Source organism: Natronomonas moolapensis 8.8.11 (assembly GCF_000591055.1).
Lineage (GTDB): Archaea > Halobacteriota > Halobacteria > Halobacteriales > Haloarculaceae > Natronomonas > Natronomonas moolapensis.
This window is the reverse complement of record NC_020388.1, coordinates 1497072-1519626: the sequence shown is the minus strand read 5'-3', so window position 1 is coordinate 1519626 and position 22555 is coordinate 1497072. Positions and strand designations below refer to the sequence as shown.

The 22555-nt window shown below is 56.2% G+C and carries 23 protein-coding genes and 1 pseudogene; 7 read left to right on the top strand and 17 right to left on the bottom strand.

Annotated elements, in window-relative coordinates:
• Positions 1-108: 108 nt before the first annotated feature.
• Positions 109-1680: an ATP-binding protein gene (locus NMLP_RS07500; protein ID WP_015409515.1), complete on the top strand. Its 1572-nt coding sequence runs from the start codon at positions 109-111 to the stop codon at positions 1678-1680.
• Positions 1681-1687: 7 nt separating this feature from the next.
• On the opposite strand, the gene NMLP_RS07495 is transcribed toward NMLP_RS07500, so the two are convergent.
• The 4 genes from NMLP_RS07495 to NMLP_RS16265 form a co-directional block, all read right to left on the bottom strand.
• Positions 1688-2731: a hypothetical protein gene (locus NMLP_RS07495; protein WP_015409514.1), complete on the bottom strand. Its 1044-nt coding sequence runs from the start codon at positions 2729-2731 to the stop codon at positions 1688-1690.
• Positions 2728-3207 (bottom strand): hypothetical protein, encoded by a 480-nt coding sequence (locus tag NMLP_RS07490; protein ID WP_015409513.1) that lies wholly within the window; start codon positions 3205-3207, stop codon positions 2728-2730. The genes NMLP_RS07495 and NMLP_RS07490 overlap by 4 nt, the downstream gene beginning before the upstream one ends.
• Positions 3208-3617: 410 nt before the next feature.
• The gene (locus tag NMLP_RS07485) at positions 3618-4922 is read right to left on the bottom strand and encodes an RNA-guided endonuclease InsQ/TnpB family protein (RefSeq protein ID WP_015409512.1); all 1305 of its coding nucleotides are present in this window, start codon (positions 4920-4922) and stop codon (positions 3618-3620) included.
• 31 nt (positions 4923-4953) lie between these two features.
• Entirely contained in the window at positions 4954-5136 is a 183-nt protein-coding gene (locus tag NMLP_RS16265; RefSeq protein ID WP_076982703.1) for a DUF7837 family putative zinc-binding protein, read from the bottom strand.
• Positions 5137-5432: 296 nt separating this feature from the next.
• Between NMLP_RS16265 and NMLP_RS07480 the strand changes: the two genes are divergently transcribed.
• Positions 5433-6632: a HEAT repeat domain-containing protein gene (locus tag NMLP_RS07480; protein ID WP_015409511.1), complete on the top strand. Its 1200-nt coding sequence runs from the start codon at positions 5433-5435 to the stop codon at positions 6630-6632.
• 176 nt (positions 6633-6808) lie between these two features.
• A complete protein-coding gene (locus tag NMLP_RS07475; protein WP_015409510.1) occupies positions 6809-7237 on the top strand; it encodes an HD domain-containing protein in 429 nt (142 codons plus the stop codon).
• A gap of 117 nt (positions 7238-7354) precedes the next feature.
• Here the strand turns inward: NMLP_RS07475 and NMLP_RS07470 are convergent, their stop codons facing one another.
• Both NMLP_RS07470 and NMLP_RS07465 read right to left on the bottom strand, forming a co-directional pair.
• Positions 7355-7681: a hypothetical protein gene (locus NMLP_RS07470; RefSeq protein ID WP_015409509.1), complete on the bottom strand. Its 327-nt coding sequence runs from the start codon at positions 7679-7681 to the stop codon at positions 7355-7357.
• A gap of 82 nt (positions 7682-7763) precedes the next feature.
• Positions 7764-8222, bottom strand: a complete 459-nt coding sequence (locus NMLP_RS07465; protein WP_015409508.1) for a hypothetical protein — start codon at positions 8220-8222, stop codon at positions 7764-7766.
• A gap of 195 nt (positions 8223-8417) precedes the next feature.
• Between NMLP_RS07465 and NMLP_RS07460 the strand changes: the two genes are divergently transcribed.
• Positions 8418-8918, top strand: a complete 501-nt coding sequence (locus tag NMLP_RS07460) for a hypothetical protein (protein ID WP_049926295.1) — start codon at positions 8418-8420, stop codon at positions 8916-8918.
• A 71-nt stretch (positions 8919-8989) separates the two neighbouring features.
• Here NMLP_RS07460 and NMLP_RS07455 read toward each other — a convergent pair whose 3' ends face one another.
• The 6 genes and pseudogenes from NMLP_RS07455 to NMLP_RS16165 form a co-directional block, all read right to left on the bottom strand.
• A complete protein-coding gene (locus NMLP_RS07455; protein ID WP_015409506.1) occupies positions 8990-9391 on the bottom strand; it encodes a hypothetical protein in 402 nt (133 codons plus the stop codon).
• Entirely contained in the window at positions 9388-9666 is a 279-nt protein-coding gene (locus tag NMLP_RS07450; protein ID WP_015409505.1) for an AbrB/MazE/SpoVT family DNA-binding domain-containing protein, read from the bottom strand. Before NMLP_RS07450 ends, NMLP_RS07455 begins: the two co-directional genes overlap by 4 nt.
• Positions 9667-9957: 291 nt before the next feature.
• On the bottom strand, positions 9958-11502 hold the full coding sequence (locus tag NMLP_RS07445; protein WP_015409504.1) for an AAA family ATPase: 1545 nt from the start codon (positions 11500-11502) through the stop codon (positions 9958-9960).
• 136 nt (positions 11503-11638) lie between these two features.
• Positions 11639-12172 (bottom strand): hypothetical protein, encoded by a 534-nt coding sequence (locus NMLP_RS07440; protein ID WP_015409503.1) that lies wholly within the window; start codon positions 12170-12172, stop codon positions 11639-11641.
• A 5-nt stretch (positions 12173-12177) separates the two neighbouring features.
• Positions 12178-12507, bottom strand: coding sequence for a DUF7437 domain-containing protein (locus NMLP_RS15870; RefSeq protein ID WP_231857218.1), 330 nt, complete (start codon positions 12505-12507; stop codon positions 12178-12180).
• Between the two features lie 72 nt (positions 12508-12579).
• Positions 12580-12723, bottom strand: a pseudogene (locus NMLP_RS16165) (DUF7437 domain-containing protein); the annotation flags it as partial.
• A 281-nt stretch (positions 12724-13004) separates the two neighbouring features.
• Between NMLP_RS16165 and NMLP_RS07430 the strand changes: the two are divergent.
• Complete coding sequence (locus NMLP_RS07430; protein WP_015409501.1) at positions 13005-14399, top strand: protein adenylyltransferase SelO; 1395 nt, start codon at positions 13005-13007, stop codon at positions 14397-14399.
• A gap of 373 nt (positions 14400-14772) precedes the next feature.
• Here the strand turns inward: NMLP_RS07430 and NMLP_RS07425 are convergent, their stop codons facing one another.
• Positions 14773-15492: a helix-turn-helix domain-containing protein gene (locus tag NMLP_RS07425; protein WP_015409500.1), complete on the bottom strand. Its 720-nt coding sequence runs from the start codon at positions 15490-15492 to the stop codon at positions 14773-14775.
• Between the two features lie 192 nt (positions 15493-15684).
• Here NMLP_RS07425 and dps point away from each other — a divergent pair, with 192 nt between their 5' ends.
• Together dps and NMLP_RS07415 are read left to right on the top strand one after the other, a co-directional pair.
• Positions 15685-16344, top strand: coding sequence for a DNA protection during starvation protein (gene dps, locus NMLP_RS07420; RefSeq protein ID WP_015409499.1), 660 nt, complete (start codon positions 15685-15687; stop codon positions 16342-16344).
• A 6-nt stretch (positions 16345-16350) separates the two neighbouring features.
• Complete coding sequence (locus NMLP_RS07415) at positions 16351-16728, top strand: 2Fe-2S iron-sulfur cluster-binding protein (protein ID WP_015409498.1); 378 nt, start codon at positions 16351-16353, stop codon at positions 16726-16728.
• Positions 16729-16987: 259 nt separating this feature from the next.
• Here the strand turns inward: NMLP_RS07415 and NMLP_RS15115 are convergent, their stop codons facing one another.
• From NMLP_RS15115 to NMLP_RS16160, 4 genes are all read right to left on the bottom strand, one after another.
• On the bottom strand, positions 16988-17392 hold the full coding sequence (locus NMLP_RS15115) for a winged helix-turn-helix domain-containing protein (protein ID WP_015409497.1): 405 nt from the start codon (positions 17390-17392) through the stop codon (positions 16988-16990).
• 362 nt (positions 17393-17754) lie between these two features.
• Positions 17755-18036 carry a DUF433 domain-containing protein gene (locus NMLP_RS07405; RefSeq protein WP_015409496.1) on the bottom strand — a complete coding sequence of 94 codons (282 nt, stop codon included), beginning with the start codon at positions 18034-18036 and terminating at the stop codon, positions 17755-17757.
• A 667-nt stretch (positions 18037-18703) separates the two neighbouring features.
• Entirely contained in the window at positions 18704-20140 is a 1437-nt protein-coding gene (locus tag NMLP_RS07400; protein ID WP_015408665.1) for an IS66-like element ISNamo3 family transposase, read from the bottom strand.
• A 339-nt stretch (positions 20141-20479) separates the two neighbouring features.
• Positions 20480-22522 (bottom strand): halocyanin domain-containing protein, encoded by a 2043-nt coding sequence (locus tag NMLP_RS16160; RefSeq protein ID WP_015409495.1) that lies wholly within the window; start codon positions 22520-22522, stop codon positions 20480-20482.
• Positions 22523-22555: the final 33 nt, after the last annotated feature.

Below are 22555 nucleotides of genomic sequence, written 5' to 3'. Positions count from 1 at the left end.
TGTAAGCGACAACGTAATGTTGATAGAGTGCACTGCACGCCCGTGTGAGAGACCGACCGATCGGTCTATTGCGCGGGACAGGCAGCTCCCAGCAGCCATCGGGGCGAGATGAGCTTCGACGTCGGCGACGATACGCTCGTTCGAGCGCTCCGAGAGCACAATCCGTGGTGGGACGACGGTGCGACCGCCCTCGCGCCGACGCTGCCGGCGAGACGGCGGAGCGATTACTATCATCTGGCCCGCCCCGACTCGGCGGGCAGCCAGTTCGAAGACCAGTCTGTTCTCGGCTTGACCGGTCGGTTCGGCGTCGGGAAGACGACGCTACTGCGGCAGTTCATCTACGATCGGCTGACCGACGGCGACGCGCCCGAACGGTTCTGCTATATCCCATTCGACGCCGACCCGCTGTATCAGTTGCAGTCCGACGATCAACTCCACCAGGCGATCCGCTACTACGAAAGCCGCGTTCTGGGTCGGTTGGACGATCCCACCCCGCATTTTCTACTCTTGGACGACGTCCATCGGGTCGACCACCCCACCAAGCGCTCTATCGAGGGATGGGGAACGGCGGTGGCGGAGACGCTCAAGTCCGTTCCCGGACGCCACGTCGTCGTTACAGCTAGCGCCGGCGGCCAAATCGAGCGAGAACTCGACCGCGTCGGAGTTGCTGCTGACGAGTACGACGTCCAGCCGATCCTGCCGGAGAAGTTCCGCGATTACCTCTTCACGCTGTACCCCTCGTTAGAGGACACAGACCGCCGTGTGAGCCCAACGCCGCTCCGATATGGGGATTCGAGCCTGCCGGCGGCACTCGACGGTGGCGACCCGGCAGCGCTCGTCGAGACGATCCGGGAGCAACACGACCGCGTCTCGGACGTCACCCGACGCATCCAGTCGCAGGTCGTCCACTACCTCGCGATGGGCGGTATTCTGAGCTATGCGCAGGACGGAGCGATCGAGGACGCGAGCGATCTCGACGACGCCGCGTACGACCGCCTGCTCGGGGACGTCCGACACGCCTTGTATCGGGAGGTACCGGCTTTCGAGTCGGTGAAGACGATCGCGGATCTCGAGCGGGTGTGTGCGCTGGCGGCGCGCAATCAAGCGACGGAGTCGGTCCGGTATCAGCGACTCGTCGAGTTGTTCGACGTCGACCGACGAACGATCCGTGATAGCTACCTGTCGGCGCTTGCCGAACTGTATCTCCTGACGGCGACGACGGAGTACGACAACGCCCGCCCACGCTCGGTTCGGCTCTACCTTCGCGATACAGGGCTCGTCACGGCGTTTACCGATGGCGGGCCGACCTCGGCTCTGCGTGATCGGGACGTAGAGGCGAACCTCGCGCGGATCGCAGCGTTCGATCATACGATGCGATTCGCCTACGGGGTTAACGCCGCCAACGGGAATGACGTCGAACCCACAGTCGAGTACTGGGAGAGTCGCCACGGGACGGTGGATTTCGTCTTCGAAGTCGACGGCACGCCGATTCCGATTGCCCTCGCCTACCAGCCCCCCGTCGACGACAAGCGGGCGGCTTTGAACGCGTTCCTCGAGACGTACGAGACCCCGGTTGGCTTCCTCGTCACCGGTGATACTGTCGGCGACAACACGGCGATCCAGCAGACAGGAGATGGGATCATTCAGCTGCCCTACTGGCTGTATCTACTGCTCTGCTGATAACCGGTCACTCAGTGTCGAAGGCTTTAGCGATGGTTCGATCCCGTTCGAGCAACGGCTCTACCTTCGGACTCCGGGCTTCGATGACTAACTCCTCGTTCTGCCAGTGGCGTCCATCCTTCTCATTCCAGAGACCGTAGATCGTCACGCCCGGTAACCGAATAACCCCAAATCGGATCGCAAGATGATACAGCAAGCTACCGAAGTCATCCCACGTCGCGGTCGATCTATCCGGGAGAAATTGTGGGAAGTCGACATGCTGTGCGCGGAGACCCGCCTCCTCGGCTACGTCGATGAATCCGAAATCGTTGCTCAGTAGAAGCACCTCCTTACGACTCTCGGCGTCGAATGTGTGGTACGCGTCGACGATCGCTTCATCGCCAGTATCGCTCTCAAGCACATCGATATTGCGTTCGGCCATGAGACGACGATACTCGTAGAGGCCAAGGAAGCCTTCCCGGTTGGCTCCTGCCGGTTGGTTATCGAGTCGTTCGAACTCTTCACCGAATGCTGTCACCAGCGATGAGGTCTGATGCTGTTTGTAATGCCAGTCAAGTTCCTCTTTGACGCCCGTCGCGAGCGCATATCCGTTCGTCGGCGACCGCCCCCGATCATCCGGTGTCCCCTGTTGATGATCAATATCGAGTACGTTTGCGATCCGCCAGGGCATAATATTCGCATCGATACCGATCACGAGCGGGGCGTGGCCCGCCTCAAGGTCACGATATCCGTGTCGGTCAACGCACGCTTCGATCGCGTCTCTGTTATGAAGATCTAAAACGCCGCCGGCGACCAAACAGCGGACGTAGGTGCTATCGTCCGGGAGATCATCGTATGCATCCTGGACGTATCGTCGCTGTACGGTCTCTCGGGCGTCGTTGTACTCATACAGCGACTGCGTAAATCGGACTGGGCTCTCGAAAGGGTCGCCAAGATCGAACTGCAGCAGTTCCCCGACTTCGTCGCATGGATGTGAAACAGTAATTCGTCTGGTCCCTGTCTCGTACAGTCCATTCAGAAGCACCGTCAGATGGTCTCGAGAGAGGATCATGCAAACACCTCTCTGAAGTCGTACAGCGTCGTGGCACTCCGCGGAAGATCCGCGTACACGCGCCCGAAGAGTTTCCCGGAGTGGACATGGAGATAACAGACTTTGGTCGCTTCAAATCGAATTCCGGCTTGGAACGCGATGGCTGACATGAATTTCCGCCCCGGCGTCACGTCAACGACGACCTCCCCGTCAGCTGCTTTGGCAGCCTCGATAGCGTCTCGGAAGTGATCGACGATCGCTTGGAAATTTGTTTCGGACTCAAGCGACGTACACTCGACAGTGGGGGTGTCGCCACCGTACGCTTCAACGATGGTTTCGACGAGGTCAATAACCCGATCAAGGTGAGATTCGACACCCGGATTGCTGAGCAAATAAATGTGGTTAGGAACGTACTCCCATTCAGTACACGCAGCGGCGAGTGGATTTACTACTGCCTCGGCGTTCGTGCTCCCCGTTGTCACCCAGTACCGATCCATATGGGGGATGTCTCGGGAGTGTAATTAACGATTGGTGTTAAATTACCACCAAGGCCGGTGTGCCCATTGAGTACAGCAGCGGGGCTATTCAGAGGGGAACACCGAAATCAGGCTGTCAAAAGGCTGCGCGATATCCAATAGTAACGTGGTAGCCAGAGGAGAGTTGAGGATTGGCTTACCAACGATTCTGACCCGCTAGGCGGTTAGAACTCATACCGTGCAATCTCATCTGAGCCGCATTCGGGACAGGTATCCGCCCCACTGTCTATGGATGTCCCGTAGCGCCGACACTCGCTTACACTAGGGGCCTACGTCCCGAGAGCAAGCATCTGTTTCAGTCGGCTGATCGTACTCATGCTGGCTTTATAACTGCTTGACAACCCGGACATTCAGCGTGAACCGCCTCAGGGTCAAGTGGTTCGAGACGCGGAGCGTCTCGTCATCGCGGAAGACTTCGTCTTCCGTACGACCCCGAGGCTTCCCGTTTCAACGACACGACTTGCAGGAACCGACGAAGACCGACCTCCATCGGTTTCCACAGCGGTCGCAGTCTCCACGGGCGTGACTTCGGCCTGTCCCAAACCTAACTCCTGAAGCCCACGAGAAAGAATGTTGTACGACGCATTCGCGTCCCTGTCCACCTCGAACCCACAACTCGGACAACTGTGTTCCCGAACCCACAACGGCTTCTCCGTCTCAACACCACACTCCGCACACTCCTTGGTCGTCCCCGCAGGGTTCACTTGGACGACGTGCGTACCGTGCAGGTCGCCCTTGTACTCCAGCATCTCGATGAATCCGCGCCACGCGGCGTCCTGCTTGTTCCGTGAATTTCCGTCGCTTTGGAGCATCCCCGCGATGTTCAAGTCTTCCACGAGCACAGCGTCATACGTCTTGACGAGCCACGTCGTGAGCTTGTGCTGGAAGTCTTCAACCTTCCGCTTAATTCTGCGCTTGACCTTGGCGACCTCACGGCGCTGTTTCTCCCAGTTGTTACTCCCGTGTTCTTTCTGTGAGAGATTACGTTGTTCCCGACGTAGGCGCTCGTACTCGTCAGAAACGTCGAGCCAGTCCACGCTGTCGCCGTCCGACGTGTAGATGTAGTTGTTGATGCCGAGGTCGATGCCAACGCAGTCCTCAACATCCAAGCCGTCTATGTCGGGTTTCTCGGGGAGCGTGGCGTCCTCGACTTCGAGGCCGAACGTGACGTACCACTCACCAGTCGTCTCCTTTTTCAACGTGACTTCTTTGATAGTGGCGTTATCGGGGATTTCGCGGTGGTAGCGAATGGGGATGCCACCGATTTTGGAGAGCCAGATCGTGGCAGTCCGACCACTCGTGTTTTTGAGTTCGAAGCCAGACTGCGAGTACGTCATACTCTGGTACTCTTTTGAGGACTTCCACTTGAGCCACCCAACCTTGTGCCCGTTCTGCTTTTTCTTGGAGAGGTTCGAGAGATTGTCGTAGAAGCGTTCGACGGTCTTCTGCAACGCCTTCGAGTGGACTTCGGAGAACACAGGCCACTCGTCCTTCCATTCGGTGAGGCGTTTCTGGTGTTGGTACGCCGAACCGATGTTGTCCTCGTCTATGTCGAGGACATTATATTCGTAGCGGGTGTGATTGTAGGCTTGGCGGTGGATGTCGATGTGGCGTTCCGCCTCCGCAGTCACACCTGTTCGGTCAGGGTAGGCGCGGAAGCGGTAGTCGTACCACATCGCTGTACCTCGATTATCGTTGTGTTGCTACTTAATGGCTTATGTCACGGATTGTCGGCTTCATCCACGAGGTCAAGCCCCGCGGCATTCGCCTCGACAGCCTGTAAACAGCTGGCTGCCCATCAATTTTGTACTCGATGAGGACATCAATACTCGTCACGCTCGCACTGCAGCGGGGACAGTCACCGAGTGTTGAGAGATCCGTTGTGGACATTGATTCTCGCCTCGTAGTTGTTTGAAAGGGGAGGGGCGCGTGACACTGAGGGTCTGATACCCTCTATATGGATCGGTTGGCCCAAGGAAATAAATAGCTCCTCAAACCGGAGTGAAAGTATAAACACGGATCGTAGTCTATCGCTTGTTTCCTAGCTGATGCTACTCTCGCCAAGCCGGACAATCTCATTATGGAATATCTCGCCATATCGAGGTAAGGATAGGCGGATTGTATCCGTCCTTTCGACATCTAATATTAAGTGTTCACGACCGATCAGTTGAGTATAGACTATCAGTATGAGTCTTGATTTCGATCACGCATATCCAGAGGTCGGGTACCAAATCGCTGAGTGGGATATGCTAAAACCACCAGAGGAACGGCTGATGGCGTTGACTCATACGAATCGATTGAAACTCTCGGAGATGTCGCCGAGACCGGACGGAGAGATGACGCAGTACAGTCTCTTCGACAGCGAGGGGAACGATTATACGCAAGACGATTTCGAGACACTTCCGGAATCACCTGATCCTGAGCGGCTTGATGAAGTACTTCAGAGAATCGAGACAGCCGACGGGAAGCCACTACGTCTCGCGCTTGTAGAACTTGCTGACCTTGCAGCCGCTCACCCGGATGAATCGATTCCAGCAGCTGAACCCATGTGTACGCTCTTGGGCGATGCCGTTCCTGCCGTCCAAGGAGAGGCGCTCGGGATCCTCACGAATATCGCCGACGCCGATCCTGAAGCGGTACGACCAGCCGTCGACGCGGCTATCGGTCGACTGTCCGATGGGACACACCAGTTGCTCCAAAACGAGGCACTACAGTTTCTCAAAGCCTTTGCCGACCACGACGTGGAACCGCTCACAGAAGCCGTCCCACGGTTAGCGACGCTGCTTCATGATGACGCAATCGATCCGGAGGTGATTACACAGCTCCTTTTGAGTGTCTCTCAATCGAATCCGGACGCGCTACTCCCAGTCGTCCCAAAGCTGGAGCGATATCTTGAGACTGAACCACAACCAGCCCACACATGGCTGCTCGCGGCTGTTGGCTACCTCAGTAAGACACACCCAGGCATCGCCAAAGAGACGATTCCAATCGCGGCTGAACTAGTGGATGCTGAGCCGACCGTACTTCGTGCTAATGCAGCCGGCGTATTGGCTGATCTCGCCGATGAGTACCCAACTGAGGTGAAGGCAGTAGCTCCCAGAGCGATCGAATTCTTGCAGGATGAAAACGATCACATCCGATATAACGCATCATCCATCCTCGCTCGAGTCGCAGAAGCCCATCCAGATGCGGTTGAACCAGCGATCGAGTCTTTAATAGATGTACTTGACGACGAGATGGCCGATACACGGTTCAATGCTTGCTGGGCGTTGAAACGAATTGACGCGACAGCAGCGGTCGAGAAACTGACTGAGGTTGCAGCGGCTGATCCCGACGAGGATGTCCGGGACGTCGCTCAATTGGCGGTCGATTCTATCGAGGAGTAGACCGTCGGATGCGTTGCCCTCAGTAGAGCTTCGCACTCGGTCGACTCTTCCACTAGAAAACATAGCCAACGGGGTTGCAATTCCGCCGACTCTGGATCGGTCTGTTTTGTAGGAGCTGTTAGTTTCTCTGGGGACAGAATGAAACAGTCGGAGTCGGATTATCAAGCTAAGATAGAATGAACGATCTTGAACAGGCGATTACGTTCGCGACAAAGGCCCATGCCGGGCAGACCGATAAGGCCGGAGAGACATATATGCGGCACCCGTTGCGCGTGATGCAACAAATGGAGACGGATCGGGAACGTGTCGTCGCAGTCCTCCACGATGTCGCCGAGGATACGCCGAAGACGCTCGACGATATCGAAGCGAAATTCGACGTGACGGTCCGTGAGGCGGTGGATGCGCTGACACGACGCGATAGCGAGGATACGTACGAGTCGTTTATCCAACGCGCCGCAACGAACGACCTTGCACGGGGAGTCAAGATCGCTGACATTGAGGATAATATGGACTTGACCCGGCTATCATCTGTCAGCCAGGAGCTACTGGAGAAACAGCAAAAATACCACTGGGCATGGCAGTATCTCCACTCAGTAGAGGAGTAACATAATCGCGGGACAATTACCGATCCGCGTGGCAACTTGATTCATATCTGCTCTGCAGACTGATTTGGGCTCTGAAAGCACCCGCAAATTAATCTCGGGAGTGGAGCCCGGATGCAATTACGCGTTCGCCTCGCCATCCCCAAGGAAGTGCAGCAACGCCTTCATATATGTATCATCATCTCCATCCTGTTTTTCTAAAAGTGTAGATAGCTTGGCCGCTCTATCAGCATTGAATTTGTCGTTCGCAATCTGTCGCTGAAGCCAGCGAAACTCTCTCTCCGTGTCGATTATAAATTCTGCATCGGTTTCGATCGCCCAACTCTCGAAGTCTTCGAAGGAGAGACTCTCAACTGATCTGTTCTGGACATATGCGTATCTGGCTATCGTAGCAGCGTGCAACAACCCAGAGTCATCCTGCGTAATCGCAGTCTCATCCACCTTCATGCTCGAAAGTGGTTTTGCCAGCGAGGTAAATCCTAGCCAGTCGCATAAACAGAGTATACAGGTGCGAGAGTCGAAGAGGATATTATGGCATGCCGATAACCGGTCGAAAGCCGATCTCCGGCAACGACGTCATTCCTGATTCAGCGTTCTCTATCGTTCGAATATAATCCGCTAATGCCTTCAGATCGATACGTAGGCGCGTCCAGTCCACGAACACCCCCGGTTGGCCGCGAACCATCGACGCCGCAAGCGACAGTGGGTCTGCAACATCCGTTGGTGAATCGAATTCCGCTGTCTCCATCGTCTCTGGCAAGTCCGTTCCCACTCCCAGTTGGACTCCGAACACCTCTTCGTCACCATCCCACCCTGACATGGTCGGATGCTCCCAGCCTTCATCAAACGTCTCTGGGTGGACGAGATTGAACCCCATCCGGAACTCCCCGTACGCCCGGAGATCCTTCGGATGGACCAGGACAAGCGTCCAGCGAGCATACTCAGGGATAGCTGTGTACTCGATGGCAACAGTCGAATCAGCACTCATCGGAGGTACACGGTGGCAGAACGAGTATTTGAGACTGGCGGTTTAACTCATTCACCTATATAAAAGTAAGGGTGTGAAGCGTTCATAACCACCACACTAGCATCGCAGTTCGTGGCCGTCTTTTCGGTCCGGTTCCAGTTGTAGTTTCAGTCTAGATGGCGTAGGTCTTTATCGAGATCAGATCGTATCCGAGGTATGTCCGGCCCGACGTCCGATGAGTCCCTCGACACCGTATTTGAGAAGCTCACGACAGCCGCAGAACAGCGACATGAAGCCAACAAGCTAACTGCTGAAGCCCGCACGTCGGTCCGAAATATTCTCAATGAAGCGTTTGGATCCGAGGTTACGATCACAGGCGTCGATGCAGCAGAATCCACCCGCATTTTCGTCGAGGTAGAGGCCGATATGGACCAACTCGATCCGGATGGATTGCCAGCAGTTGCCGAGGTAACCGTCCGCTCGCCGGAAGAACTGGTGATTACCAACACCGATGGCCAGCTCAAGAACCCAGATGATCTGAAAGCGCTAATACGGCATATGTCCTCAGACGAGCAGGTTATTCCGATTCCGAGAGTCATTGATAAGGCCCGTAGTTTGGGCACAGATCGCGAACAGACCTGGGTGTGGATCCAGCGTCTGTACCGCCGCGGCGAAGCGTATGAGCCAAATACGGGGGACCTTCGACTCGTCAAGTAATCGGGAGGTATCAGTGACGCATTCGTGTCCGGGTGATAAGCGAACGTCCTCGAAAAATTGTGTGTGGTCACTCACCGCCAAACGGTGGCTTCGCTGGCGAATGCCTCGTCTTTCGTGATGACCGCCTCGGTGCCCCGTACTCGGTGGTTCGCGATGAGCAGGGCGTCATGGAGCGTGTAGTGGTCGATGAGACTCCCGGCGACCGCAAGATCCTGCTCGTCGGCAGGGGCAATCTGTACGGGGCCATCGTTCACTAAGCCCCGAAGCACTGCGTTCGGTGTCGTGTCAACCGTGACGCCGGCGATCTCTTTTTTATTAACTGTCGTCCAAATGGCCTCACTTACAGTAACTGTCGGTGCCTCAATCACGTCGATTCCCTGCTCGGCCCGCTCGAAAAGTTCATCAACAGCGGGTGGAAGGCGGTCAATGAGATACCGTGCCATCGCAACGCCGTCTGCGGTATAGCGGCTCACGGCTGCCACTCTGTCCGTCGCTTCTCGTGGATCTCGGCTTCCAGCTCCTCGGCCATCTCTTCGCGCTTCCCTGTGGAAACATCCTCATCGACGAGCATCCCACGTCCACTCGATCGCGTGGCCTTTCTGACCCGAATCCCGTCCTCGGTTTTTTCCCAGCGGATCTCGTCACCTTCTTGTAGCCCGAACTCCTCCCGAAGCTCTTTCGGGATCGTCACCTGTCCCTTCCGAGTGATACGAGTCGTTTCACCATCAGTCTCGTTTTCGGTGCTCATACGCGGTACTACTCATTGTAGTACCTAAGAACTGTCCCTCCCATCGAGCAGGTCTCAGCCAACTGCCTCGCTTTGGAGTATAGTGGAATTCGAATCGATCAAGATACGCTTTCGCCTGCGCTGGTGAGAAGAAGTCGTAGAAGGCAGCCGGCTTATGCGTATTGAGCTGATCCATCACACCCCGGATGCAATCCGCATCCGGGTAGTGAACATCCGCCAGTTTGACCATCCGGTCAATCCATTCAGCGTTTCGTAGGCGTCTTCGGGGTACTGGTTTGGTTCGGCAACTCCTCAGAGCACCCCCTTGACGGCGGCCTTCGGGTACACTCCGTCTTCGATGTGTTCACAGAGGATCGTGAGATTCCGCGTCGAGAGCGTGGGCCAAGACTCGTTCTCTCGGGTCTGGTGGGCGAACTGGACGATTTTCTTGAGCGTCGGTCGGTCCACGACGGGGTCGTTGCTGTTCACCTGCCTACCGAGTGTCTCCACTTCTTCCTCGATCTCCTGAATGTAGGGCTGCTCGAACGAACGGAAGCGGCCTCTCGTTGCCGAGTTCATCGGCTCCGAATCCCGGTACTCGCGTGTCGGCGGGTTCGTAGTGATGACCATTCGAGCCGACGGGTGCGGCTCAACGAGTTCACCGTGGCTCTTCACCAGGAGTGTCCCCTCGTTCAACAGCCGGTGTAATGCGATGGCGGCGCCGGCCTGCATGACGGGAGACTCGTTGATGACGATCGTATCGCCGTTCAGAAGACCCTGTTTCACGGCGCCGTCTCGGGGAACGATGACGTCGCCATCGGGAACGAGCGAGCCGAAAAGATCCTCGGGTTCGGTCGCTCGGTCGACATCGATGGACTGGTAGCCCCGGTTCGTCTTGTGGCATAAATACTTGATGAGATAGTTCTTCCCCGACCCACGCGGCCCGACCACCCGAACCGGGACGAGGCCACGAGCGAGTTTCTTCGCGATGAGTTCATCGAGGGGGACCTGGAAGCGTGGGTCGATGGGGACGGCTGGTGGGACGACCTCGCCGTTGTCGTCGACCGGGAGCGCGTTATAGGCTGCGTCGGGGTGAGTCGCGGCCTTCGGGACGCTCGGATAGTCGGGATCGTCGAGGATGTGCAGGCCAGTGGGGACAGGACTCCCGGAGTTGCGGCCGATATCGGAGATGTACATCCCGCGCTCGTCGTCGGGCCCCCATCCCTCGGAACGGTGCTGGGGTTCACCGACGGAATCGGTGACAAGCGAGAGGTCGGTGACGCGAGCGGCGGCCCGTTCGGTGTCGGGATCGATCCGTTGGCCGTAGTAGGTGGCAGCGGTCTTTCCGAGGCGGAGTCCAGCGGGGACGTGCGTGCGGGCCTCTTTGAGGAGGTTCTCGGCACGGCCCTCGGTGAGCGTGCTGGTGAGGTCGGCGATGTCGTCAACGTTGGCGTCCGCGAGCGACGCAAAGTCGTCGTAGCCGACGTCATAGAGCGCGTCATTAATCGAATCGGTGACGACGCTGATCACGCGGAAGTCGACGTCAGTGTCTTGCTGGAGTTCGCCGAAGGCGTCGGTGATTACCTTCGGTTCCGTCCCCTGTGGTGAGACGCCGGTGATGGTGGCGTTCCCGCCCGAAGAGCGATCTAGCGTGTAGATGCCGGCGTCAGCCCCTTCATCGATAAGATCTGCGGCATCTTGATCGGAGGGGTCGACGTAGTCGGACACTCGTAGCGCCACTCGCTCGACAGGGATGTTGCCTCCTTCACGCTGGGGGAGTCGCCACTCGCGGTGGATGCTGAGGACATGAGTTCTGATGGTCGAGGCGTTCTGTCTGGGCCTTTCCAGCCCCTTCACCTGTCAGGGGGCGACAAAAATGGCGCTCTACCGTCGAAGAGCGTACAACGGTCGGTTTTCAGAAGCGAATTCCGAATAGAGAAACGAGGCACGGCTCTCGGTGATGACTGTATTGGTCAAATTGCTGAAAGAGTGGTTATCCAGAGAATTGGTATCTGTTCTCGACGGTATCCGCGAAATCGAACGCCTTGATCAGTTGAACGTGGTTCTCGTAGTTGTGTTGGGAGAGTGCTCGCTCGATCCCGCGGAATGCGGCCCTGTCGTTCGTGTAGATCGCAATCGAGTTTGTGCGTCCATCTTCCAAGAGTGTCGCTGCTGCCCCACCCACTTCTGCATCGGCTTGCTCTACCGTGTGCTCGGGACGATCGCTGGCGACGGAGATGTACTGTCGAACCATATCCATCGTAGCTGAAACGATGGGGTTCGAGTAATCAACTTCATCCAGGACCTGCACCCAGCCGGATTCGATCGCATCGTCAATTGGAGGTTGGTCGTAGGGGCAGGACTCTGGCGTGAGCTCTTCGTATACTCGCTGCGGGACCAACAGAACGATATCGTGTTCGGTCACTGCCCGCTCGAGTAGGCCAATCGTATCGTGGCGCTCGAATCGAATGAAGAGATTCGTGTCGATGAGGTGGCTTTCGACATCGGGAAAGAGGTGTTCCGGCACGGGTACTACTCGCCGATTCGCTCGTCGACATCTGCATCCAACGTCTCTATATCGAGTTCCGTCGAAATCTCGTTCTCTGCATCAAGGAGGATCTCCTGGAGTTCCTGGAGGATTGTTTCGGCTTCGAGGACGGGAATCTCCTGCTCGCGAGCCATAATCCGGGCAGTCATCTCCGATTTCGTGTAGGCCCGAGCGTATTCGATGGCCGTCGCCAGACCGCTGACTTCGTGGCGTTCGAGGTAAAGTTCGATATTGTCGTTTGAGTCGCGTTGAGCCAGGGCAACGAGAAGCGTCGGGGTGATTTGAAACGTCTCTTCCCCGGTCTGTATGGTCATATCGACCCGACGAGCACTATATCGGTGCGGCTGAGAGTCCGTCACGCGCTTGAGGACACCGATTTCCACGAGATGTTTGACATCCTCGTAGACCGTGGTTTGAGAACTCGAAGAACGGCTTGCGAGCTCCTCTACAGTGGGGGTGTCGAGTTCGAGTACCCGAGCGTACAGACGTGCCAACCGTTCGTTCTGGATCACGTCAGAAACTGCCAGCATCGTATCCAACGGGTGCGAACCCGAGAGAGCTGATTTGGCCATATATTTTAATTTCCGCGGAATACATAAAGCTGTATCGGTGGGCTAAGTGGCGCTTCCAACCGTTGATTGAGGGGTTTGTTATTCCTCAAACCGGAGAAGAGACTCATCATTTGATAGAACCGTGTATAAGAGGTAGAAGACGTATGCAGCACGCGCCGATTTGAATCTCTATTGACCGCATCTTAATATCCTCAAAAGTAAGTTTATTTAACAAGCAAAATAATACTACTTAATACAAAATGACCTTTTCATTTGATACCACGTATAAAAATTTGGACCCAAGCCTCTATTCGCGAGTAACCCCGAAAAGTATCGCTGATCCAGAAATTGTAGTTCGTAATGACGGGCTCTGTGCTGATCTTGGATTGGATCCAGCGGAACTCAATGCTACCATTCTAGCAGGCCAAGACCTCTTGGAAGACCCAATCGCCCAAGCATATGCAGGCCACCAGTATGGGAACTTTACCGCCCTGGGCGATGGGAGAGCGATGATACTCGGCGAACATGTGCGCGATGGTGATAGATACGATATCCAACTGAAGGGCTCCGGTCGAACGCCGTACTCGGGGAGAGGCGACGGCAACGCAACTGTCAGCTCGATGCTCAGAGAGTATCTGTATTCATACGCGATGCAGAATCTACACATCAAAACATCGAGAAGCCTAGCGGTCCTCGAAACTGACGAAGCGATCCGACGACGGCGGACGGAACCTGGAGCCATTCTTGTCCGAGTGATGAACAGCCATATTCGATACGGGACATTTCAGTATGTTGCAAGCCGAGCAGCCGACGAACTACAGCGATTCACTGACTACGTTATTGACAGACACTACCCACAGCTAACTGCAACGGATCGTCCATACCTCGATTTCTTTGATGCAGTCATGCAGTCGTCGATTGAGATGGTTGTCGACTGGCTGCGTGTCGGATTCGTTCATGGCGTGATGAATACCGACAACATGAGTATCGATGGAGAGACGTTTGATTACGGACCCTGTGCGTTCATGAATTACTACGATGAGGAGACGGTCTTCAGCTCGATCGATAAGCACGGGCGATATGCGTTCGGCAACCAGCGACCCATTTTGCGGTGGAATCTCGAACGTCTCGCAGAGGCGCTCCAACCGCTGTGTACACGAACGGCGCTCACGTACGATGAACTCGAAAGTGAACTGGACGAATTTGACGATCGATTTGATGCACAATACTACACGATGATGCGAAAGAAGCTGGGGATCACCTCGGATGATGAGAAAGCACTCGTCGATGAATTCCTGGAGTGGCTCCGCAAGTCGAACACAGACTATACCAATACGTTTCTGGAATTAGAGACGCCCGGTACGTTTGATGACCCAGCGTTTGCAACTACGGAATTCGAACAGCTCAGAGAGAAACTGGCTGCTGTCGGCCTAGATGAGGAGTTGATGCAGGAAGCCAATCCGCGGTACATTCCTCGCAACTACCTGGTTGAAGAGGCACTGGACGAGTATCTCGAAACTGGGACTCTATCCACATTCGAACGGTTATTGAACGTGCTGGAAAACCCTTATATATCGAAGGAGACGGCTTCACAATTCCAGCAACCACCGCCACGAGAATTCGATACGGAGTATACAACGTACTGTAATACGTGAGCCAATCGTACCAAAGTAGGTATATTCATCAACTCGCCATTGCTCAGGCGAGGACACTATCATCGGGCAAACGGCGGTTACTGTCGATGAACTGCTGGGCATCGCCGATCGAGAGAGCAGTATTCACAAATGCAAGACTCGCGCTCTGTATTCAGCAGCATGATTCTGATATACTCAGTGTCTGTCACCTGGTACTCTCGGTTGTTGCCAGTGTCCGTGCGAGCGTTTCGAGTTCGTCCCGCCGATCAATCACTTCGAGCCACTGCTGTGGAAGCGATGTACTACCAAAGCGTGCGTCAGCTACCGCCTGTATGACGGCTTCGGTAGTCTGAGGGAATCACGGAGAAGCCCCAACCGTTGTGATCGGGGAGTTTCACACCGAGTCGTTCATGAACGTGGACATGATCAGATCCTCGGCTGTTCGTAGCCGGTACTGGACGGTCGAGGACGGTGTCTCGAGCGTGTCAGCGATGTCTTCGACGGTCACGTTTCGGGGTCGGTCGTAGTACCCCTGTTCGAACGCCGTTTCGAGCGTCTCCCAGTGTCCCACGGACAACTGGGCTGCGGCACGGGCCGTTGCGTCCCATCCAACCGACGATTGCACCCGGGAGAGATCAAGCGAGAGGCCGGGCCGAAGCGACCCCTCGATGGCGTCGTACAGCTCTCCGATCGCCTGCTCGCTCGGGTAGAGAACGCGCCAGCGGTACTCGTTGTCGATCCGGCGGGCCTCGAATACACAGCCTTCGCCGACGTGGTCGACGACGACGTACGGGATCGAGTGACAGTCCTGTATCTCCGTCCGGTACGTGTAGATCGTTCGCGTCGTTTTCGTGCTGTCGAGGACGTGGTACTCCCGGTGCGTTTGGCAGTTCGGCGTATCGAGGCATTCGTTACACTGTGAGCAGTCGAGATACTGCGAGTCGAGCCGCTGAAGCGCCTCCGTCGAGCCAGTTATCTGGTCGATCCGCCACATCGACGAGTCCGTCACGAAACACCACGACGAGCGTGCCGAGAGCGACTGGTGCTCCCGAAAAATATCCATGAGCGGATCTACCCCCTCGCCGAACCGGATACTAAATTCAAACTCCTGCATTATTGTGCCATCTCACGTGAAGTAATTAGCGGGTGAGTTAGTATAAACTAGGATCGGCTGGCCGCATATAAAATTGCGCGTTATTCGAGTTATGTATTGCGATTTTTGAATACAATTTTGCCACCGAGGTTCGTGTATAATCAAAACAACTCCTACCATCGGCCCCCCCTCAGACACAGGTGCCGGCAGACCATGAGTGATCAAAAGCAACACGCCTCTGGCAGCATCGAACCGGGCGATACGAGCAAACGAGTCGGTGCGGAAGTCATCCGCGAACGCGGCTGTGACCCCGAGGAGCTCCGAGAGAAACTCGTCGACGCGGTCGGAGCCGAGTTCACGACGTACTACTACTACACGAACCTCCGGATGCATCTGGCTGGAGAGGAGGACTACAAGGAGATCACCGAGGACGCGCGGCTCGAAGACCGAGCCCACTTCGAGTTGGTCGTCCCTCGGATCTACGAACTGGAGGGGTCGCTTCCGAACGACATCCGTGACTTCGCGGATCGTGCGTCCTGTCCCGACGCGGAGGTCCCGACCCCGATGGACGACGACGGGTGCCTCGATACCAGCACCCTCGAGGTCGAGGATATCCTCGAAGTGCTGCTCGAGGCGGAGCGCTGTGCGATCCGCACCTGGAGCGAAATCTGTGATATGACCCGTGGCGCCGATCCGCGCACCTACGATATGGCACAGCGGATTCTCAACGAGGAGATGGACCACGAAGCGTGGTTCATCGAGTTGCTCTCGAAGGAGCGCGACGGCGAAATCAACCCCGCCGGGCACTTCGCCCGTGGCGAACCCGGCGATGCGCCCTACACGAAGAACACCCCGTTCAACGATTCGGCATAACTACATATGTCCGACGCCGATACCGACGTGTGGGATGTCACGATCGAGATCCCAGCTGATGCGGATCTCGAGGAGGCCGGCGAAACCCACACGATCCGTGTCGGCAGCGAGGAGTACATTTTGGCTGCGGCCCGAGAGCAGGGGCTCTGGGTGCCTGCTGACTGTCAACAGGGATGGTGTATCACCTGTGCCGCGACGGTCTTGGAGGGCGACGTCGATCAGTCCGACGCGAAGCGGTACTACAGCGAGGACGCCGATGCGGACTTCGCGCTCATCTGCACGGCAAAGCCGAACTCCGACGTGACACTCAAAGTGGGTGCCCACGAGGAACTGCTCCGGCACCGCGCTGACACCGATCGGCCCCCGGGATCATCGAAGCTGTGAGTACAACGCGGCCCCCTCCACATCGAAAGGGAGAGTGATCGGAGGGGCCGCGGGTAGTCGGACAGCACTCGACTGCGGTGCGGTTTCCCGCCCCCGCCTCTCAGCGGTAGGGGAGCCGGGGGTCGGACCACTCGGCACGATAGGGCTACGGGCCACGCCACTGTTTCACGAGCGAAACGCGGTGGACGCCACGGGGCTTGGCCCCGGGGCCCGTCACACGTGGACGGTGGGATTTTTTATGATAGCAAGCAAACAACCATCACAATTGCTGATACGGAACGGAATCCGAACCGGTCCGGGTCGGCGGCTTTTCCCCACCAGTTTCGCTGTCGTCCTCGTGACCTTCGAGGACGAGTTCGAAACCATTCGGAGCGCATTCGATACGCAGATTCTGCAGGGCGATGTCGTACTCTGTGGCGTGGGCCCCTGTTTTGTCTACTCGAATACGGGTATCCACGAGTCCGATCTGATTCAATCGCTCGAGCTTACGATACACCGTTGATCGTGCAATGTTGCGATCCTCGACCAGTTCGGGTGCCGACATCGGCGTCTGATGGAGGTCTTGTAGTATCTGCCGGCACTCTTGATCAGCGAGCGTTTTGAGAAGTGTTTTAATCGATTCCTCGTCAGCGATGCGTTTCGGACAGTCGGTAGCGTTTCCCATCGGATGTCACTCTCCCAACTGAGTGTTGAAGCCGATATGCATAATTGCCTGTTTAGTATAAATCAACGAAGCACGTCACAGAACAGCCACGCTGATTCGGAGAGTTAAATCTGGAGCGAATTATTCAAACCAACTGCGGATCCAATCAAACACACCGACGTCCTCCTTAGAAGCAGATCGATCATCGTCTACGCTCTTGTGAAGCAGATTCCGTTCTCGTGCATACGCAGCGATCGAGTCGTCATCGGAACCGAGTCCGAGTTCCTCAATATCACCGATCCATTCGACATCGTGGTCGAGCTTCCGGAGATAGTTGATCGTCGCCCGTTAGACGTTTTCGTCGGCGAGAATCCGATACTCCATCAGCCACGTACATCGTTTGGATCGGTCGTCAGATGCTCGTGCTCCTCGATCGCGGCCTCGCGCTGCCGCTCGACAGCGCGCATCTCCTCGGGGTGGTCGTGATAGTAGGTAAGCGCTCGGTAGACATCTGCCACGTCGAGATCGTGACGATCGGCAACGGTTCTGGGAGTGAGTCCTCGACCCTCGATTTGCTCTTTGATGAACCGCACAGTGATCCGTCGACCGTCGAGATGTGGCTCATCGTGGAGTTCGCGCACGATCCGTCCCGCCGGTTGGCTCATAGCCGTTCTACATTGCCACTATACTTGAACGTCCGGCCTTGATCGCCTATAGTAGCGATCGGAAGACACTGCACACTCGATCGCACGACGGCAGTGCGATTGATGTGTAATCACTTGCGATGGTTACTATAGAAGTACCGAACCGTTATATTCCCGACTCAGTCCTTCGAATCGGACGTGCTGACCGGGCAATCGGCTGGGTGTTTTATATACCTCGGCGCAAAATATTCTCGCTGTAGCAGGCGCAGACCGTATATGGAGGGTCATCGAATTGGGACTCGAAACCTTGTCGTCCCAAAGCTGGCCGGCCTCTCACGGCAAGGACCAGGGTTCGAATCCCAAACGGAGCATCCCCTTCCTGCCGCTGTCTTGCGATTTTCGCTCGTTCAAACGAGGAACGAGCAATATGTGAAAAACCAACCCGATTCAACGGATCGACCGACCCCGACGCAGTACGGCGATTAGAACTGTTGCCCCGGCATCGAAGCTCAGCGGATTACCCCCTCCGCTGTCGGGCGAATCGACGTTCGCTAATTGCTGGACCGGCACTGCGACTCACCGGATCTTCTGAACGGAGGGGTATCCAATGAGTCGACTATTAAAAGGATTCGCGAACCACGGTGAAAGTACAGTCAGAGAACGACGCTCTTATTTTGTACGTATGTGTTTACCCCGAGGATGCAACAGCGGGTACGGTCTGAGCTCGTGAAATCATCTCGTTGTTTCGAGCGATTCGCTTGAACTCGTCGTAGGGATTGCGTCCCTGCTGGCGGCACGTCGCCAGCAGGGACAGCAGCGTCTCATGCACGAACATACCGCGGTCGTTCCGGAGTGTTCCGATGATTTTCCGGAGAACCACTGGCTCACGGAGCGCATTTTCAGCGGCGTTGTTCGTTGGGGAGACCGCTGGCTCACCGATAAAGGTGAGCCAGTGGTCGAGGCCTCCTTCGATCTTGCCGAGTAGTGTTGCCACTGGTCCGTCAGGAACTGACCGTTCTATCAGCGATTCAAGCTCTCTCCGCGCCACACGTTGGAGTTCTGCTCGCTCGCGGACTGTCAAGTCGCTCTCCAGCCGGGTCTGGAGAGCGACGTACAGCTGTTTGAGGGCACGGTAGATCGGTTCGCCTTCCGTCTGTTTCTCGGCGGCGTCTTCAGCCTCCCGTAGAATATGCGCCCAACACCGCTGGAGGTTGCTGCTGAAAGCCGGATACGCCGTCCACCCGTCACAGACGACTGTTCCCGCGAAGTCCTCGCCGAGGACTTCCGCGGGAACATCACTTCCTCGACTCTCCCTAGCCACGTACAGCGTGTGCTCCTCGGTGGTGAACGTCCAGATCCATGCCTGTTCGCCGTCGCGTTTAATTCCAGTCTCGTCAACGTGGACAACGTCGGCTTGCTGGATCTGACGGCGAATCTGCTCGTATTCACAGCGACCGGCGCGTGCAACGCGCTCGGTCGCGTGCCACGCGGACGCACCCGTGAACTCCAGTCCGTGGAGTTGTTCGAAGCGATCGGCGATCTTCCGGTAGGGAAGGCGGTGATCGTACCGAGAGAGCGCCGCCTGTGCGATGACATTCACCCCGAACTGCCCCTCATCGGGGCAGTCGGGGTGTGAGGCGACAGTCTCGGCACCACAGGAGTGGCACTCGTAGTGATGGCGGTTGTACTGTGTGACCTCTGGTGGCTGTGGATCCGGGAGTTCCTCGACGAGTCGGGGGCTGACGCCCGCCGACTCGTCGAACGCTTCACCACAGTCTGGACAGCAGTCACAGGTAACCTCGATCTCTTGATCCGGGTCAGGAGCGTCGCGCCATTCCGGGTCATGTCCGGACTTTCGGCCAGGCGTGCCACCGTCAGTACGTGGTTGTTCGTCGTCCTCGTCCCCATCGGACGAGGACGACTCCTCCTGGTCCGATTGGTCTTTGCTCGGTGGTGTATGGGGTCCCTCGTACCACCGAAGCTTGGCTCTGAGCCGCTTGTTCTCCTCTCGAAGTTCCTCGTTCTCTTTCTCAAGTGCGACCAGACGCTCAAGGATCTCTTCCTTGGTAGGTTCCGAAGAGGTCATGAACAGGCGAGACGGGATGGTCTCCGGTCTGGAGACCATCCCTCGAAAGCGTGTTTGCCCGCCTGTTGCATCAGTCTACGACACCAGTTGGGTGGCACTCACGAGAGAGTGACGATATCCATCTGGGGGTAAACACGTACTTTTGTACTATACCATGGATGCTCCTGATAGCTTACTTAGAAAGTTGGTTGAGACGGTATACTACGTGGTGTCTCAATCAATTTGAATACATTCTTGAACTGGATGCGATTCTCGAAGTCGTTCGTTTCAACTGGGAATACGGCTCCTATCTCGCATCAACATCAGTTATTACCATGCATATGAACTCGTTTCCCACACGGGTAGTTCGACCTCGATATAGTAGTGTCGGTTAGTTCATTACTCATCAACGACAGCGATGGCACCGTACATACCCTGCGCGCGGTGGGGGATGCAGGCGTAGAGGACCGCACCGGCCTCGTCGACGGTCTGCTCGATGGTGTAGCCCGCCTCGTCGGTGAGTTCGCTCTCGAACTCGTAGTCGCTGCCGTCCTCGGAGACGACGTTGTGTCCGCCGCCCTCACCGGTCCACTCCCAGACGATGGTCGTCCCGGTAGAGACGACCATTCCCGGGGAATTAAATGAGAAGCCGTTTTCCCCGGCCCCCGTCTCGATGACGACCTCGTCTTGGTTAGTCATGTCATCAAGCGATCCCTCGTAGAGATTTGCCTCGTTGTCACTGACGAACGTTTCAGCTCGAGCCTCTGGTCTCTCTGAGCCACCGTTATCAGTTATCACGAGACCGTCATCAACGACGGCGACAGCGCCGTACATACCCTGCGCGCGGTGGGGGATACAGGCGTAGAGGACCGCACCGGCCTCGTCGACGGTCTGCTCGATGGTGTAGCCCGCCTCGTCGGTGAGTTCGCTCTCGAACTCGTAGTCGCTGCCGTCCTCGGAGACGACGTTGTGTGCGCCGCCCTCGCCGGTCCACTCCCAGACGACGTTCGTCCCGGTGGAGACGACCACGCCCGAGGGGCTAAACGCGAAACCGTTCTCGCCGGCACCCGTCTCGATGACGACCTCGTCCTGGCCGGTCATGTCCTCGAGGGATCCCCCATAGAGGTTCGCCTCGTTATCGCTGACGAACGCTTCCGCGCGGGCCTCGGGGCCTTCGGCACCGCCGTTGCCGACACCATTTTCGACTCGATCATCGTTACCACCGTCATTGCTACTGCTTACTACTGTTTCGCCTCCACCGCTATCTGCACTTGATGGCGGAGAGTCAGAAGTACCTGCGCTAATTCGCCAGCCCCCGAGACCTACTGCCCCTGCACCAAGTACTGCCAGCAGTGATCGTCGATTAACTAATGATTGAGTATTCTTTGTTGTAGCAGTAGTTCCCGCGTTAGACCGTGTGTTGGCTGTTTCCTGCTTGGTTCGTTCTGGCTCCGGGGCTTTTGTTTGCTGAGCCTGCTGGCCGCTATTCCCTGTTGTTTCACTGGCCCCATTCGATGTCTGAACACTGTTTTTTAATGACCCATCCGTATCGATAGTGTCCTGTGTCGTTGATTCAATTAGGTTTTTGACACCATCTCGGAGGTAGACGATACTGTCGTAGCGAGCAGTCTGCTCTTTTTTAAGAGCAGGCATAATGACTTCGTCAACCGCTGTCGGAAGATTAGCGATATCGCTCGGAGGAGTTGGGTCCTGAGAGAGAATACTCTGCATTACTTCAGTCATTGAGCCTTCGAATGGTGGTCTCCCAGTTAGCAACTCGTAGAGCACCGTTCCGAGTTGATAAATATCGGTCTGGTCATTTGGAGAGCCATACTTTCCGGCGTCAAACTGTTCTGGAGCCGAATAGTGCGGTGAGAGACCGTCAACGCTTCCAGTTTCATCAAGCATCATGCGTGCGAGGCCCCAATCGCTTACCTTCGGGACCATCCAGCTATCGCCGTATTGTCGAAATAGAATATTAGCGGGTTTGAGGTCATGATGGGCAACGCCGTGCCGATGAGCGTAGTGGACCGCTTGACAGATACAGTATCCAACCCAAAGTGCTTGCTCCACTGGAAGCCTTCCATCATTGAGCAAGCCCTGGAGATTCCCGCCGTCCATGTACTCCATCGCCAACCACGGCAGCGGGTCGGTTCCCCCGTCAAACAGGCTTACAATATGATCATGATCGTCAAGTTGGTACCAGACTTGGACCTCATCTCGAAACCGGTCTATGGCGTCTGAATGAAGCGTGCCTTGAAAACGCGGCTGCTTGATCGCAACTGGGACTGTATTGCCGTCCCGAGTAACAGTAACCTGATACACGTCAGCGTTACCACCTTGCCCGATGAGTTTCCCGTTTGAAAAATCATCCCAACTAACTGAAAGTGCCGAGGTAGATGGGATTGTTTCTGGAGGGCCCCCCGTTCCTAAACTCGGCATGAAGCACACTATTAGGAGGTAGTTTACAAATAT

Excerpts from the sequence above, each read along its gene's own strand:
- NMLP_RS07500 (WP_015409515.1), top strand. The coding sequence starts at position 109 with ATGAGCTTCGACGTCGGCGACGATACGCTCGTTCGAGCGCTCCGAGAG.
- NMLP_RS07495 (WP_015409514.1), bottom strand. The coding sequence starts at position 2,731 with ATGATCCTCTCTCGAGACCATCTGACGGTGCTTCTGAATGGACTGTAC.
- NMLP_RS07490 (WP_015409513.1), bottom strand. The coding sequence starts at position 3,207 with ATGGATCGGTACTGGGTGACAACGGGGAGCACGAACGCCGAGGCAGTA.
- NMLP_RS07485 (WP_015409512.1), bottom strand. The coding sequence starts at position 4,922 with ATGTGGTACGACTACCGCTTCCGCGCCTACCCTGACCGAACAGGTGTG.
- NMLP_RS16265 (WP_076982703.1), bottom strand. The coding sequence starts at position 5,136 with ATGTCCACAACGGATCTCTCAACACTCGGTGACTGTCCCCGCTGCAGT.
- NMLP_RS07480 (WP_015409511.1), top strand. The coding sequence starts at position 5,433 with ATGAGTCTTGATTTCGATCACGCATATCCAGAGGTCGGGTACCAAATC.
- NMLP_RS07475 (WP_015409510.1), top strand. The coding sequence starts at position 6,809 with ATGAACGATCTTGAACAGGCGATTACGTTCGCGACAAAGGCCCATGCC.
- NMLP_RS07470 (WP_015409509.1), bottom strand. The coding sequence starts at position 7,681 with ATGAAGGTGGATGAGACTGCGATTACGCAGGATGACTCTGGGTTGTTG.
- NMLP_RS07465 (WP_015409508.1), bottom strand. The coding sequence starts at position 8,222 with ATGAGTGCTGATTCGACTGTTGCCATCGAGTACACAGCTATCCCTGAG.
- NMLP_RS07460 (WP_049926295.1), top strand. The coding sequence starts at position 8,418 with ATGTCCGGCCCGACGTCCGATGAGTCCCTCGACACCGTATTTGAGAAG.
- NMLP_RS07450 (WP_015409505.1), bottom strand. The coding sequence starts at position 9,666 with ATGAGCACCGAAAACGAGACTGATGGTGAAACGACTCGTATCACTCGG.
- NMLP_RS15870 (WP_231857218.1), bottom strand. The coding sequence starts at position 12,507 with ATGACCATACAGACCGGGGAAGAGACGTTTCAAATCACCCCGACGCTT.
- NMLP_RS07430 (WP_015409501.1), top strand. The coding sequence starts at position 13,005 with ATGACCTTTTCATTTGATACCACGTATAAAAATTTGGACCCAAGCCTC.
- NMLP_RS07425 (WP_015409500.1), bottom strand. The coding sequence starts at position 15,492 with ATGCAGGAGTTTGAATTTAGTATCCGGTTCGGCGAGGGGGTAGATCCG.
- dps (WP_015409499.1), top strand. The coding sequence starts at position 15,685 with ATGAGTGATCAAAAGCAACACGCCTCTGGCAGCATCGAACCGGGCGAT.
- NMLP_RS07415 (WP_015409498.1), top strand. The coding sequence starts at position 16,351 with ATGTCCGACGCCGATACCGACGTGTGGGATGTCACGATCGAGATCCCA.
- NMLP_RS15115 (WP_015409497.1), bottom strand. The coding sequence starts at position 17,392 with ATGGGAAACGCTACCGACTGTCCGAAACGCATCGCTGACGAGGAATCG.
- NMLP_RS07405 (WP_015409496.1), bottom strand. The coding sequence starts at position 18,036 with ATGAGCCAACCGGCGGGACGGATCGTGCGCGAACTCCACGATGAGCCA.
- NMLP_RS07400 (WP_015408665.1), bottom strand. The coding sequence starts at position 20,140 with ATGGTCTCCAGACCGGAGACCATCCCGTCTCGCCTGTTCATGACCTCT.
- NMLP_RS16160 (WP_015409495.1), bottom strand. The coding sequence starts at position 22,522 with ATGCCGAGTTTAGGAACGGGGGGCCCTCCAGAAACAATCCCATCTACC.